The following is a 13,833-nucleotide window of genomic DNA, read 5'->3' as shown; positions in this document are numbered from 1 at the left end:
GCGCAAGTATAAGAGAATATTTGCCATAAGTTGTTGGGTTTTTTACTTATCAAAAGTATAATCTTTTGCTAAATGGGCATTTAACAAAATAAAATATGCTGATAAAAACACCCAAACACTTAGACAGAATTGATAGAAACATATTAATTGAGTTACAAAAAAATGGAAAAGTTACCAATTCTGAATTGGCAAGCAAAGTTGGATTAAGCGCCAGCCCATGCTTAGAAAGAGTTAAGCGCTTAGAGGCGCAAGGTTATATTAAGGGCTATCATGCACGGGTTGACCCAACAAAATTAGGTGCGGGTATGTTGGTGTTTGTTGAAATAACCCTAACTAAAACCTCAGTGGATATTTTTGAAGAATTTTCTGCTGCTGTACGCACCCACGAAGATATCCAAGAGTGCCATTTGGTTTCTGGTAACTTTGACTTTTTGTTAAAAGCACGGGTTGCAGACATGTCGAGTTATCGTAAACTTTTAGGCGATACCTTGTTACGTTTACCTGGGGTGAGTGAATCTCGTACCTATGTGGTTATGGAAGAAGTAAAAGAGTCAACACAGGTTAAAATCAGTTTAAAATAACGATATTGTAATGACATTGATTAAATAGCATTCGATAAACCCCCAGTGGCTAGGATTTTAAGGGCTGCACTGGTATCTTATGCTTTCTTCAAGATAATAATTAAAAAAGAACATTATTTATATGGCGCGACTTACAGGCATACAACGAATAATGGAAGTAGGCATGATTATCTGTTGTGTTTTTGCCTTCTTCTTACTTTTAGCCATGGCATCTTTTCATCCAGCCGATCCAAGCTGGAGCCAAGCTGGCTTACAAAGTGATGTAAACAACTGGGTAGGCCCTATAGGCGCTTGGTTTGCAGATATTCTATTTTTCACCTTTGGTTCTTTTGCTTATACCTTACCTTTTTGTTGTGCCTTTGTTGGCTGGTTTTTATTTAAACAAACTAAACATTTATTAGAAATAGACTACTTAACCATAGGCTTAAGGTTAATTGGCATTATTTTGTTGGTGTTAGGGGCTACAGGCTTATTAAGTCTTAACGCTGAAGATATTCATAATTACACTTCAGGAGGCATGGTTGGTGATATTCTTAGCTCGTCCTTAATTCCTTATTTTAGTATGTTAGGCACCACCCTGTTATTACTGTGTTTTTTCTGTACTGGTTTTACCTTAGTCAGTGGTATTTCATGGGTCACAATAGTCGATAAACTAGGTGAGCTGACTATCTTATTTGGCCGTTTAGTGTACCGTGCGCCAACCCAACTTAAATCCCGTTCAACAGGGTTATTATCTTTTAAAAAATCAGAGCCAGCCTCTTTACAAAACAAGTCGGAAGAAAGTTTTTGGGGACAAGCCCCAGAAGATTTACCAGAACAACCTAAAGTTCATACACCTGTGGCACCAGAGCCAGCTGTGCCACAAGACATTCTAGACGAACAACCAAGTAAAACACCTGTGTCATTAGGCGAGCTTAAAAAGAAAATTTCGCTATCGAGAAAGTCAAAACAACAAGAAAGCCTTTCTACGCCTACAGAGAAAAAAGAGCCTAGCCTGACCTCAGAAAGCCAAGCTGAACAATCCAATACAGATGAGCCCCAAGCACCTATGCCATCTTTTGATTTATTGGAACGGGCAGACAAAATTAAAAATCCTATTACTCCAGAGGAATTAGAAGCAGTCTCTCGCTTGTTAGAAGCCAAATTGGCTGACTTTAATATCGAAGCCAATGTAGTAGGCGTGTATCCTGGTCCTGTAATTACCCGTTTTGAAATGGATTTAGCCCCAGGGGTGAAGGTAAGCAAAATAACAACTTTATCTAAAGATTTAGCTCGTTCTATGTCGGCAATTTCAGTGCGGGTTGTTGAAGTTATTCCGGGCAAATCAGTTATTGGTCTAGAACTACCAAACAAAAAGCGCGACATGGTGCGATTAAGTGAAGTGATATGCGCTGACGTATTCCAAAGTTCAAGCTCGCCCTTAACTATGGTGTTAGGCGCAGATATTTCAGGTAAACCAGTAGTGGTTGACCTAGCCAAAATGCCGCATTTATTGGTTGCAGGTACCACAGGTTCGGGTAAATCAGTAGGGGTCAACGTGATGATCCTTAGTTTGCTGTATAAATCTACGCCAGAAGATGTGCGTATGATTATGATTGACCCTAAAATGTTGGAACTATCTGTATATGAAGGGATCCCGCATTTATTAGCAGAAGTTGTGACCGACATGAAAGAAGCGGCCAATGCGCTACGTTGGTGTGTAGGGGAAATGGAGCGTCGCTATAAACTAATGTCTGCTTTAGGCGTACGAAACCTTAAAGGGTTTAATGCCAAAGTACTGGCGGCAATTGAAGCTGGCGAGCCCATTAGAGATCCTCTATGGAAGCCAGAAGAAAGCATGGAAACTGAAGCGCCATTTTTAGAAAAGCTTCCCGCTATAGTGGTAGTGGTTGACGAATTTGCCGATATGATGATGATAGTTGGCAAAAAAGTTGAAGAACTTATCGCGCGTATTGCGCAAAAAGCTCGGGCGGCAGGTATTCACTTAGTGCTAGCCACACAAAGGCCTTCAGTAGATGTTATAACAGGTTTGATAAAGGCTAATATTCCTACTCGTATTGCCTTTCAAGTATCATCTAAAATTGATTCTCGAACGATACTCGATCAACAAGGGGCAGAAGCCTTGCTTGGGGCAGGGGATATGTTGTATCTACCACCAGGTACAGGTGTACCCACTAGGGTGCATGGGGCTTTTGTTGATGATCATGAAGTACATGCAGTGGTTGCTGATTGGAAACAACGCGGCGCCCCGCAATATATTGATGAGATTTTAAATGGCGATGCCAGTGCCGAAATTTTATTACCAGGTGAGCAACCAGAAGATGGCGATCAAGAATACGATGTTTTCTATGATGAAGCCGTGGCTTTTGTAACCGAAACCAGACGTGCATCTGTGTCTAGTGTGCAACGTAAATTTAGAATTGGTTACAATCGCGCAGCCCGACTAGTTGAGCAAATGGAACAAAGTGGCGTCGTAACACCTCCGGGGCATAATGGTAATCGTGAAGTATTAGCCGCAGCCGCACCAAGAGACTAAAGAGTAGTTTTATAAAATGAATGTATTTAAATTATCAATGGCTGGGGTGATGTTGTTTGCCTCAGCGCTTAGCCATTTCGCCCATGCAGATGAAAGTGCCAAACAGCAACTTAAAGCTAAGTTAGCAAGCTTAATTAGTTACCAAGCTAGTTTTAGTCAAAAAGTAACAGATCATGAAAATAATCTTTTACAGCAAGCAACAGGTAAAATTGTATTACAACAACCCAATAAATTGTTGTGGGAATTAGCCGCACCTAATGAAAGCACTTTATTAGCAGATGGGCAAAACATCTGGAATATCGACCCATTTTTAGAACAAGTGGTGGTATACAGTGCCGATACAGCCTTAAATGACAATCCTTTTTTATTATTAACTCAGCCCAACAGTGAAAAGTGGCAAGACTATCAGGTTAGCCAACAGCAAAATCAATTTACTATTAAGCCAAATACCCAAGGCACAAGTATTCAAAGCCTGCAGCTTAGTTTTAAAGGCGACCAATTAGTTGGCTTACAAAGCATTGACAGTCAACAACAAACAAGTGTTTTGCTGTTTAGTGATATTCAACAAAATAAACCCTTGGGCGCAAATACCTTTATTTTTACTTTGCCCGAAGGTTTTGATTTGGACGACCAACGCTAATCATGACCGCAGAATTTGACTTTTCTGATGGTGAAAATGCAGCGGGCCTAGAGTTTGCGCCATTAGCCGCAAGAATGCGGCCTAAAGTGATTGAGCAGTATTTTGGCCAACAACATATTATTGGTCCAGATAAACCCTTGAGGGCGGCGCTTTTACGTGGCCAATGTCACTCAATGATTTTATGGGGCCCACCAGGCACAGGAAAGACTACCTTAGCCGAACTTGTGGCTAATCATTGTCAGGCTCATATTGAGCGTCTCTCTGCGGTTAGTAGCGGAGTGAAAGATATTCGGCAAGCCATAGATAATGCCAAGCTTTATGCTAGCCAGCATAAACAGCGCACAATTTTATTTGTGGATGAAGTACATAGGTTTAATAAGAGCCAACAAGATGCGTTTTTACCCTATATAGAAGATGGCACTGTGACTTTTATAGGTGCCACCACAGAAAATCCTTCCTTTGAATTAAACAATGCCTTGTTATCTAGAGCCAGGGTTTACGTTCTTAAAAGTTTGAGTCAGCATGACCTAGAAGATGTGCTTACCCAAGCCTTAACCGATAAAAAGCGGGGCTTAGGCTTAGCTAATATAGAGCTTGATGAGCAAGCCAAGTCAATGTTAATCGATATGGCTACAGGTGATGCCAGAAGACTACTTAATTATTTAGAGCTCAGTGCAGATTTTCTGCCTACAGATAGTCAAGATAAACGCTTAACTGTAGAAATGGTTAAACTCGCAGTAGGCGAAAAAGTTGCACAATATGATAAAAATGGTGACCAGTTTTACGACTTAATCTCAGCTTTTCATAAATCAGTACGTGGCTCAGCCCCCGATGCTGCATTATATTGGTACGCAAGAATGTTAGTAGCAGGCTGCGATCCTTTGTATGTAGCTAGACGATTATTAGCCATTGCCACAGAAGATATTGGCAATGCAGATCCTAAGGCTATGCAAATTTGTTTAAATGCTTGGGATATTTTTCAAAGAGTTGGCCCAGCAGAAGGGGAAAGGGCGATTGCTCAGGCCACCCTGTATTGTGCTAGTACAGCAAAAAGTAATGCTGTATATGTGGCATTTAAAGCTGCGGTTAATCATGCCAAACAGACATCCGATAGCCCAGTACCCGAACATCTGCGTAACGCGCCCACTAGTTTGATGAAAGAATTAGGTTATGGGCAAGCCTATCGTTATGCCCATGACGAAAACCATGCTTATGCGGCAGGTGAGAACTATTTTCCTGAAGACCTAAAAGATACTCAGTATTATCAACCCAGTACCAGAGGCTTAGAGAAAAAGCTGCAAGACAAACTGGCTTTTTTACACGGCTTAGATGCCAATAGCCCAAACCAAAGGTATAAATAAGGTGCAGCATGTTAGTTTGTATCTATTTATTGCCATAGGTGGCGCAACAGGTGCCTGTTTACGCTATTTTCTTTCACAACTCATGCTTCAATGGTTTGGTAAAGGCTTTCCTTTTGGTACACTTCTGGTCAATATTGTGGGCTCCTTCTTTTTAGGCTTTTTATATGCCTTACTGGAACAAGGACAAATAGAAGCCAGTCTTTGGCGAACCACAATTGGGATTGGATTTCTGGGTGCTCTCACCACATTTTCCACCTTCTCAGTCGACACATTAATGCTCTTTCAACAGGGTTTGTGGCTTAAGGCCGCGCTAAATGTAACGTTAAATATAGTGTGCTGCTTATTTGCAGCATGGTTAGGCACTCAAATAGTTAAAGGTTAAATAAAACAAGATGTTAGATCCAAAATATTTACGTGGTGATATTCACCAGACCGCAGAAAATCTTAAAAAAAGAGGGTTTGAGTTAGACGTAAATTCCTTTATCGAATTGGAAGAAAAGCGTAAAGCGCTGCAAATTAAAACTCAAGAACTTCAAAATGAGCGCAACGTACGATCTAAGTCTATAGGTAAAGCCAAAGCGTCAGGCCAAGATATTCAGCCGTTATTAGCTGAAGTAGGGCAGTTAGGTGATCAACTAGATGCGGCTAAAGCCGAGCTAACTGTTGTGCTAGAGCAAATCTCTAATCTATCTCAAACTATTCCAAATTTGCCTGATGAAGCCGTGCCAGTGGGCAAAGATGAAAACGATAATTTAGAAATAAGCCGTTGGGGCACACCTAGAACATTTGATTTTGAGATTAAAGATCATGTTGATATTGGCGCTGCTTTGAATAAAGGTGTGGACTTTGATGCGGGCTCTAAATTAGCCGGATCACGATTTGTGGTAATGCGTGGTCAAGTAGCACGCTTAAACCGTGCCATTGCTCAGTTTATGTTAGATCTTCATACCCAAGAGCATGGTTATGAAGAAACCAATGTTCCACTGTTAGTTAATCAAGAGAGCATGACAGGAACCGGTCAATTTCCTAAATTTATGGGTGATGCCTTTCACACTAAACCGGCTACAGAAGAAGGCCAAGGTTTATCTTTGATCCCAACATCAGAAGTGCCATTAGCTAATATTGCCCGTGACGAAATCTACTCTGCCAGTGAATTGCCCATTAAAATGACCGCATTTACTCCCTGTTTTAGAAGTGAAGCCGGCTCTTATGGTCGCGATACTCGTGGCTTAATTCGCCAGCACCAATTTGAAAAAGTAGAGTTAGTGCAATTGGTTGAACCCCAGCATTCTTTTGCCGCCCTAGAAGAGCTAACTGAGCATGCAGAAAAAGTATTACAACTTTTAGAGTTGCCTTACCGTAAGATGTTGTTATGTACTGGTGATATGGGCTTTGGTGCCTGTAAAACCTACGATTTAGAAGTATGGTTACCTGCACAAAACACTTACCGTGAAATATCTTCTTGCTCAAACATGTTGGACTTTCAAGCACGCAGAATGCAAGCTCGTTATAGAAGCAGCGAAGGAAACAAACCTGAACTTCTACATACCTTAAATGGATCTGGATTAGCAGTAGGCCGTACTTTAGTGGCTATTTTAGAAAATAACCAACAAGCAGATGGTTCGGTAGCTGTGCCTAAGGTGTTACAACCCTATTTGGGCGGTTTAGAGAAAATCGGCTAATTAGCCATCTAGGCTTTTAAGTTATACAAAACTCAAAAAGACCCCATTAGTGGGGTCTTTTTTTATTTATAGTTTTTAAAAATTCAATTTTAATAACAGTGGGGTGAGCATTGTTTGACTTGCCAATCATGCAAAACTTTCCTCAAAAATCTGGATCGGTTCTGCTCTTTATGTTGTTTCGGTGATTTTGCACGTCATAAACATTTGGCAGGTTTAGGCAAACCAGCAATTTTGGTGGCTTGTTTAGCTGGCCCTTTAGGAAACAACTTAAATAAATAACGACTATTACCTTTTTCAGGGCCAAATTCGTTAGCCATGGCTTTAACTAAAGCGCGCATAGCGGGGCTGGTATTAAATTCTAAGTAAAATTTGCGTACAAAATTCACTACTTCCCAATGATTATCAGTTAACTCAATATTTTCAGTTTGCGCTAATACTGGAGCAAAATCCGCTTGCCAGTCTGCAACATTTAACAAATATCCAGCTTTATCAGTGGCAATTTTTTTACCAGAAAATTCAAAATAGTATTCCATTTGTGTTACCAGCTAATTACTTGGGGGTATTTTAAACTAAGCTCTACAAAGTCAGCATAATTGATTGATTTAAAGTGAGGGTTTTCAAGCTTTATGGCCCGCGCATTAGCATCTTCTTGAAGTAGGTACACAGCAGGCAATTTTGAAAGTACTGAGAGAAAAGATACATCCATCACAGCATAAACCGCATCTTGAGTCAGTAATAAAGCATCAGTACGCTGCAATCGCGCTAAACAGTGTTGCAAGTCCAAATGACTAAAGGGGCTAGTGGAAACCTTATGTAAAATCATTAAAAGCTCATCACTTGTTGTTGCTTAGCTAAAAGTTCAGATAACTCATCTAGCTCTATCAGTGTGACTGCAATACTTAGCTGCTCTTGATCTATGCCTCTCTTCATTAGACTTTGTTTACATACATAGATATTTTCTATGTCGTAAAACTCGAAGGCTGGAAAAGTTTTGTAATAGCCTTTGGCATTAATGGCTGTGGGATTTTGCCCTGACAATAATTGCCACACACCATCTTCAATAAAAAACACACTGACGTCTTGAGCAAAGTTGCTCATGGCCAAGGCCATATCTAAGCTTTCTTGGCCGTTTGATGTGCCATAAGGCGCTGATTTGTTGACTATTGCTAGGCTCAAAACTGTATCAACCTATCGCTGCTATTCATTAAGGTAGCTAAATCGCCTAAACCTACTGATTCAAAAGGGGCGGTTAAACTAAAATGTGATTGATCAGTATCACTGGCATCTTGCTTGGTGGTTATACCTCTTTTAGTGGCCGCACTTACACAGACCATCAAAGGCACCTGATATTGCTGTGCCAGCTTTTGCCACGCACTATATAGGTCAAATTCATCAGACGGAGTGATTTGTAAACTCGAACCGCTAAGGGTGCCACTTTGATAAAAAAAGATACCATTTACAGTGTGACCTGCTTGCACAGCCGCAAGGGCAAAACGATACGCGCTGTAAGCGTTTTGTTGTGAAAAGGGGGCGGATGTCACTAAAAGAGTAAAAGAAGCCATAGGGTTGCAAATGTACCATAAAAAAACGCCCCAGCAAGCTGAGGCGTTGAACTTGTTTTTACCGTTTAACGATTAATCGTCGCTACCAAAGGCACCTAAAAGATGCAAGATAGAGGTAAATAGGTTGTAGATATTTAAGTACATTGAAACTGTGGCACGAATATAGTTAGTTTCGCCACCGTTTATAATGCGGCTTGTATCATACAAAATAAAGCCAGACATAATGAAGACAATGGCTGCGCTAACCGCAAGGCTTAATGCTGGAATACCTAAAAAGATATTAGCAATAGAAGCAACCACTGCCACTATTAAGCCTACTAATAAAAAACTACCCATAAATGAGAAGTCTTTTTTAGTGGTTAGTACATAACCTGACAAACCAAAAAACACTAATGCTGTTGCACCAAAGGCTTGCATAATTAGCTCACCGCCATTTTGGAAGCCAGCATAATAATTAAGGGTGTAACCTAATGAACCGCCTAATAAGCCAGTAAAAGCAAAAACAAACAAAATGCCTTTTGAGCTTTCGGCTGCTTTATTTAAGAAAAATATCATCACTAGAGCGGCTAAGTTCATACCCAGGGCAACACCTGGAGAGATATTCATCGCCATTGTAATACCAGCACAGACAGCACTAAAAGTCAGTGTCATAGCTAACAACATATAAGTGTTGCGCAATACTTTATTAGTTTGTAATACAGAAGCTTGACCTGCACTGCTATAGGTAGATCTTTGTTCCATGGTTTTCTCCAAAACGTAAGTTTAAAAACATTCTTAATGAATAGTGTCTTTGTATGGTGTTTAGTTCAATTTTTCAAGTGATTACTGATTTATTTCGCACTTATCATTAGTAAGCAGATGTTAATATGAGCAAAGCGTTCAAACAATGAGCAAGCAAACAAAATTTATTAATTTAGGCTTTACATCACATAAAAACGTCACTAATATTCGCATCCTCAATTCGGAGAGGTGGCAGAGCTCGGTTTAATGCACCTGACTTGAAATCAGACGTAGGGTCAAACCTACCGGGGGTTCGAATCCCTCCCTCTCCGCCATATTTAAGAAACCCGCTCACTCAGCGGGTTTTTTATTGCCCCAAATAAATTGACACCATCAAATGGGAGGGTGAGGACCCCCGCGGTTCGACCAAATGTCTGGAACATTTGGCACCGCGAATGCGCCCGCAGGGTCAGGCACAAGGAAGTGCCTGAGTGAATCCCGTTCAGTTATCATCAAGCGATACAAAAAACTGAACCCTTAAACTAAACTCATACATAACCCGCAACTACTGCGGGTTTTTTATTTCCCCAAATTCAGCACCTAATTTAATCGGGAGGGATGAGAACCCCCGCGGTTCGACAAATTTGACAGGATCAAATTTGAACAAGCTTCGCTTGGCTCTCGGAGTGAGGGCAGGGATAGCCCGAATAACAACTGACTGGATCAGTTGGAACCGCTTTTGCGCCCGAAGGGCAAATACTTAAATGTAATTCTGTGAATCCCAACCGTTAAATGCTCTAGCTAGCGATTATTATAAAGCCAAACTAAATCCCTGTTATATTGCTATTGCAATGTTAAAGTTTATCGCTGGAACTTGAATAAATATTAAGAGGAGTTAAAGACATGGAAAATTTAGGTTTTGTATTTGGTGTCACAGGTATGTCTATGGGAATAATAGGCTTTATATTTGGTATTATCTCAATTTCCAAAATTGATAAACTTGAAAAAAGGCTGAAAGAGCTAGATGTTCTAAACCATGATTTTAAGTCAAGTTAAAACCTATCCTTTATTTCATCAATCAAACAATCCAATTATTCCGACCTTAATACGAAGCGATCTTTTCGTCGGCAGAATGGGGCGTTAACTGCCCATAAAACAACCAGCTAAACCTTCTAACAAACGAATTTCTTTTAAACCTAGATTTAGGCTTTACAAAAATAAAAAACGTCTCTAGAATGCGCAGCTCAATTCGGAGAGGTGGCAGAGCTCGGTTTAATGCACCTGACTTGAAATCAGACGTAGGGTCAAACCTACCGGGGGTTCGAATCCCTCCCTCTCCGCCATATACCAAGAAACCCGCTCATTCAGCGGGTTTTTTATTGCCTAGATTTTATCAACTCATTGCAATGGGAGGGTGAGAACCCCCGCGGTTCGACCAACTGTCTGGAACAGTTTGCACAGGCTTCGCCTGCTCGTAGGGTGAGTATCATGGATGATACGAATGAATCCCTCCCTCTGGGCCATATACCAAGAAACCTGCTCATTCAGCGGGTTTTTTATTGCCTAGATTTTATCAACTCATTGCAATTGGAGGGTGAGAACCCCCGTAGTTCGACCAACTGTCTGGAACAGTTTGCACAGGCTTCGCCTGCCCGTAGGGTGAGTATCATGGATGATACGAATGAACCCCTCCCTCTGGGCCATATACCAAGAAACCCGCTCACTAAGCGGGTTTTTTATTGCCTCGTTTTGTTATTTCTGTCAAAAAGAGAGACAAACCACTTAGATTGATGCATCAAAATAAATAGTTTGACTGGCTGCATTTAAAGCGTTGTACCAATCTAACTTAGAAAAGCCGCCTAATAGTTGTGTATGGCTTATATTTAGTCAAAAATCTTATGAAGTTAGCTTTTGTAATGCATTCTGATTTTATATTTTCATTATGGTTTTGCGCACTTATCCTTTATGCTCAAGACTTAAAAGTACAACTGTGATCCCAAGATATTACTAGTCATGCCAAACTTTAAAAGCCCAAAGGTGAAATTGCCCGCAACTCAGATTACACTGGCATGTCGATGTGGTGGTAAAGCTAGTGAGCCTAAGCTAATCGCTAATTGTGATGATAGATGGATAATTAGTTGCCAAGTTAAGCGCTGTTGTGCCTACAATATTGGCCAAGGGTTACTTAATACTATTGCTGGCTGGAATAGTTTAAGTACCCACTTTTATCGTTAAAATAATAAAGAGAATTTACCTTGATAAAACTGTTGTTAGTAGATGATCACGATATAGTTAGAACCGGAATACGCCGTATTTTAGAAGACGTTGCAGATTTTTCTGTGGTGGGCGAAGCCACAAATGGTGAAGATGCGGTTAAGTTTTGTCGTAAAAATGCGCCAGATTTGGTGCTCATGGATATGAGTATGCCGGGTATTGGGGGAATTGAAGCCACCAAACAAATTTTACGTTTTTCTGAAAATACCCGAGTGATAGTGCTATCTGTACATAAAGAAAATCCCATTCCAGCCAAAGTCATGCAAATGGGCGCATTTGGTTACTTAACCAAAGATTCTGATCCGCAAGAAATGATTAAGGCTATTTACAAAGTGGCTGCAGGGCAAAAATATGTTTCCCCCGATATTGCTCAACAAATTGCACTAGGCCAGTTAAATTTAAACGAAAGTAACCCTTTTGATCAGCTGTCTGAACGGGAATTAGAAATTACCCTAATGTTGACCAAAGGAGCAAAAGTGCCAGACATTGCTGTTCATTTAAATATTAGTGCTAAAACCGTGAATACTTATAGATATAGAATGTTTGAAAAACTCAATGTCAGCACAGATGTAGAGCTCACCCATTTGGCCCTTAGAAATAAATTGATTTCTTCTGATCATTTATAATTTTTGTATCAAAGATGAGCACAACTTTAAACGATTCATTCGATTCGCAAAACTTTTTAAAAACTTTAACTCATCAACCTGGTGTGTACCGAATGTACAACCAAAAACAGCAGGTTATTTATGTAGGTAAAGCCAAAAACCTTAAAAAAAGGGTATCGAGCTATTTTAGAAGTAATCTAGATAGCATTAAAACCCGCTCTTTGGTTAAACAAATTTGTGATATGGATGTCACAGTTGTGCACAGTGAAGCCGAAGCTTTTATTCTAGAAAACAACTACATAAAAAAATATAAACCTAGATACAACGTATTATTAAGGGATGATAAATCCTATCCATTTATTTTTTTGTCAGAACATACTCACCCTAGATTAAGTAACCATAGAGGCCCGAAAAAACTTAAGGGAGAATATTTTGGCCCTTATCCAAGTGCTTGGGCGGTACGCGAAAGTTTGCGAACTATGCAAAGGATTTTCCCAATTCGCCAATGTGACGACAGTTATTACCGCGCGCGCACGCGCCCTTGCTTGCAATATCAATTACAACGTTGTGCTGGCCCTTGTGTTGAAGGGCTAGTTACAGAAAATGAATATGCACAGCAAGTTCAATTAGCCCGTTTATTTTTAAAAGGTAAAAATAAACAAGTGATTGATGCTTTGGTTAATAAAATGGAAACCGCTAGTACTGAGCTAAAGTTTGAGGCCGCGGCTCGTTATCGCGATCAAATCAGCGCATTAAATAAAGTACAAGAACAACAATGGGTGAGTGGTAACCAGCAAGAAATGGACGTATTTGGTTTTGCCTACCGCAATGGAATTGCTTGTGTGCAAGGATTATTTATTCGTGATAATAAACTCTTAGGCAGCAAAAGTTTTTATCCAAAAGTTCCGGCAGAATCTAGTGAAGCCGAAGTTTTTCAATCATTTATTTTACAATTTTACTTAGCGGGCAATAAAATCATTCCCCAACAAATTGTTATTCCTTGTGATTTAGCCGAACAAAGTGCCATAGAAGAAACCTTATCGGCTCAAGCTGGGCGTAAAATTCAATTTTACAAAGGGGCCAGAGACGAAAAACGCCGTTATTTAGATTTAGCCAATACCAATGCTAACAGTGCCTTAGAATCGCGGCAAAGCCATCAAAAATCGGTGTTTGCTCGGTATATGGAATTAGAACAAGTTTTAGAGTTTGAGCAGCCTATTCAACGTATGGAATGTTTTGATATTAGCCATACCTCGGGTCAACAAACCGTCGCTTCTTGTGTGGTGTTTAATCGCGAAGGCCCCTTCAAAACCGATTATAGGCGCTACAACATTGAAGGTATTACACCTGGTGATGACTATGCTGCCATGGCGCAAGCTTTATCAAGACGCTACCGCGATGTTAAAGACCCAAATAAAATTCCAGATATATTATTTATAGATGGTGGTAAAGGTCAATTAGCTCAGGCCGAAGCTTATTTTGATGATTGGAAACAAGACAAAAAACCTTTGTTAATAGGGGTGGCCAAGGGCAGTAGTCGAAAAGCAGGCTTTGAAACCCTAATATTAGCAGGCAGTCATGCCACTATACCTATGCAAGGCGACAGCTCGGCCTTACATCTAATTCAACATATTCGCGATGAAGCCCATAGATTTGCCATAACAGGACACAGACAAAGACGGCAAAAAGAAAAAAACACCTCTAAATTGCAATCTATACCCGGAGTAGGGGCAAAAAGAAGGCAAAGTCTGTTGAAATATATGGGAGGTTTACATGGTGTACTGCAAGCCAGTAAAGGAGAAATAGCCAATGTGCCTGGCATCAGTGAGGAACTAGCAGATATTATTTATGATCATATTCATAATTGAGATT

General features: G+C 40.3%; 14 protein-coding genes and 2 tRNA genes. 11 read left to right on the top strand and 5 right to left on the bottom strand.

Annotated features, from left to right (window positions below):
• Positions 1–95 precede the first annotated feature (95 nt).
• The 6 genes from lrp to serS all read left to right on the top strand — a co-directional run bounded on the left by lrp (position 96) and on the right by serS (position 6,800).
• On the top strand, positions 96–581 hold the full coding sequence (gene lrp, locus ACVCDT_RS06745) for a leucine-responsive transcriptional regulator Lrp (protein WP_447131997.1): 486 nt from the start codon (positions 96–98) through the stop codon (positions 579–581).
• A gap of 121 nt (positions 582–702) precedes the next feature.
• Complete coding sequence (locus ACVCDT_RS06740; protein WP_447131996.1) at positions 703–3,117, top strand: DNA translocase FtsK; 2,415 nt, start codon at positions 703–705, stop codon at positions 3,115–3,117.
• Between the two features lie 16 nt (positions 3,118–3,133).
• Positions 3,134–3,757 carry an outer membrane lipoprotein periplasmic chaperone LolA gene (gene lolA / locus ACVCDT_RS06735; RefSeq protein ID WP_447131995.1) on the top strand — a complete coding sequence of 208 codons (624 nt, stop codon included), beginning with the start codon at positions 3,134–3,136 and terminating at the stop codon, positions 3,755–3,757.
• Positions 3,758–3,759: 2 nt separating this feature from the next.
• Complete coding sequence (locus ACVCDT_RS06730; protein ID WP_447131994.1) at positions 3,760–5,118, top strand: replication-associated recombination protein A; 1,359 nt, start codon at positions 3,760–3,762, stop codon at positions 5,116–5,118.
• Between the two features lies 1 nt (position 5,119).
• Complete coding sequence (crcB, locus tag ACVCDT_RS06725; protein ID WP_447131993.1) at positions 5,120–5,500, top strand: fluoride efflux transporter CrcB; 381 nt, start codon at positions 5,120–5,122, stop codon at positions 5,498–5,500.
• A gap of 10 nt (positions 5,501–5,510) precedes the next feature.
• Positions 5,511–6,800, top strand: a complete 1,290-nt coding sequence (gene serS / locus ACVCDT_RS06720) for a serine--tRNA ligase (protein WP_447131992.1) — start codon at positions 5,511–5,513, stop codon at positions 6,798–6,800.
• A 194-nt stretch (positions 6,801–6,994) separates the two neighbouring features.
• On the opposite strand, the gene ACVCDT_RS06715 is transcribed toward serS, so the two are convergent.
• The 5 genes from ACVCDT_RS06715 to ACVCDT_RS06695 form a co-directional block, all read right to left on the bottom strand.
• Complete coding sequence (locus tag ACVCDT_RS06715; RefSeq protein WP_447131991.1) at positions 6,995–7,333, bottom strand: TusE/DsrC/DsvC family sulfur relay protein; 339 nt, start codon at positions 7,331–7,333, stop codon at positions 6,995–6,997.
• A 5-nt stretch (positions 7,334–7,338) separates the two neighbouring features.
• On the bottom strand, positions 7,339–7,623 hold the full coding sequence (tusB, locus tag ACVCDT_RS06710; protein WP_447131990.1) for a sulfurtransferase complex subunit TusB: 285 nt from the start codon (positions 7,621–7,623) through the stop codon (positions 7,339–7,341).
• Positions 7,623–7,976 carry a sulfurtransferase complex subunit TusC gene (gene tusC, locus ACVCDT_RS06705; protein ID WP_447131989.1) on the bottom strand — a complete coding sequence of 118 codons (354 nt, stop codon included), beginning with the start codon at positions 7,974–7,976 and terminating at the stop codon, positions 7,623–7,625. Before tusC ends, tusB begins: the two co-directional genes overlap by 1 nt.
• Positions 7,973–8,362: a sulfurtransferase complex subunit TusD gene (gene tusD, locus ACVCDT_RS06700; RefSeq protein WP_447131988.1), complete on the bottom strand. Its 390-nt coding sequence runs from the start codon at positions 8,360–8,362 to the stop codon at positions 7,973–7,975. The genes tusC and tusD overlap by 4 nt, the downstream gene beginning before the upstream one ends.
• A 72-nt stretch (positions 8,363–8,434) precedes the next feature.
• Complete coding sequence (locus tag ACVCDT_RS06695; RefSeq protein WP_447131987.1) at positions 8,435–9,103, bottom strand: Bax inhibitor-1/YccA family protein; 669 nt, start codon at positions 9,101–9,103, stop codon at positions 8,435–8,437.
• A 222-nt stretch (positions 9,104–9,325) separates the two neighbouring features.
• On the opposite strand from ACVCDT_RS06695, the gene ACVCDT_RS06690 reads away from it, so the two are divergent.
• From ACVCDT_RS06690 to uvrC, 5 genes are all read left to right on the top strand, one after another.
• Positions 9,326–9,417: transfer RNA gene (locus ACVCDT_RS06690), tRNA-Ser, on the top strand.
• Positions 9,418–9,985: 568 nt separating this feature from the next.
• Entirely contained in the window at positions 9,986–10,138 is a 153-nt protein-coding gene (locus tag ACVCDT_RS06685) for a hypothetical protein (RefSeq protein ID WP_447131986.1), read from the top strand.
• A gap of 195 nt (positions 10,139–10,333) precedes the next feature.
• Positions 10,334–10,425, top strand: a tRNA-Ser gene (locus ACVCDT_RS06680).
• A 912-nt stretch (positions 10,426–11,337) separates the two neighbouring features.
• Positions 11,338–11,982, top strand: coding sequence for a UvrY/SirA/GacA family response regulator transcription factor (gene uvrY / locus ACVCDT_RS06675; protein WP_447131985.1), 645 nt, complete (start codon positions 11,338–11,340; stop codon positions 11,980–11,982).
• Positions 11,983–11,996: 14 nt separating this feature from the next.
• Positions 11,997–13,829 (top strand): excinuclease ABC subunit UvrC, encoded by a 1,833-nt coding sequence (gene uvrC, locus ACVCDT_RS06670; protein WP_447131984.1) that lies wholly within the window; start codon positions 11,997–11,999, stop codon positions 13,827–13,829.
• The last annotated feature ends 4 nt before the right edge of the window (positions 13,830–13,833 follow it).

This window comes from Paraglaciecola aestuariivivens (genome assembly GCF_052983255.1).
Note: the sequence above shows the minus strand (reverse complement) of the source record. Positions and strands in the feature narration are given on the sequence as shown.

Excerpts from the sequence above, each read along its gene's own strand:
- uvrC (WP_447131984.1), top strand. The coding sequence starts at position 11,997 with ATGAGCACAACTTTAAACGATTCATTCGATTCGCAAAACTTTTTAAAA.
- tusB (WP_447131990.1), bottom strand. The coding sequence starts at position 7,623 with ATGATTTTACATAAGGTTTCCACTAGCCCCTTTAGTCATTTGGACTTG.
- ACVCDT_RS06715 (WP_447131991.1), bottom strand. The coding sequence starts at position 7,333 with ATGGAATACTATTTTGAATTTTCTGGTAAAAAAATTGCCACTGATAAA.
- tusD (WP_447131988.1), bottom strand. The coding sequence starts at position 8,362 with ATGGCTTCTTTTACTCTTTTAGTGACATCCGCCCCCTTTTCACAACAA.
- serS (WP_447131992.1), top strand. The coding sequence starts at position 5,511 with ATGTTAGATCCAAAATATTTACGTGGTGATATTCACCAGACCGCAGAA.
- ACVCDT_RS06685 (WP_447131986.1), top strand. The coding sequence starts at position 9,986 with ATGGAAAATTTAGGTTTTGTATTTGGTGTCACAGGTATGTCTATGGGA.
- ACVCDT_RS06730 (WP_447131994.1), top strand. The coding sequence starts at position 3,760 with ATGACCGCAGAATTTGACTTTTCTGATGGTGAAAATGCAGCGGGCCTA.
- lolA (WP_447131995.1), top strand. The coding sequence starts at position 3,134 with ATGAATGTATTTAAATTATCAATGGCTGGGGTGATGTTGTTTGCCTCA.
- lrp (WP_447131997.1), top strand. The coding sequence starts at position 96 with ATGCTGATAAAAACACCCAAACACTTAGACAGAATTGATAGAAACATA.
- ACVCDT_RS06740 (WP_447131996.1), top strand. The coding sequence starts at position 703 with ATGGCGCGACTTACAGGCATACAACGAATAATGGAAGTAGGCATGATT.
- ACVCDT_RS06695 (WP_447131987.1), bottom strand. The coding sequence starts at position 9,103 with ATGGAACAAAGATCTACCTATAGCAGTGCAGGTCAAGCTTCTGTATTA.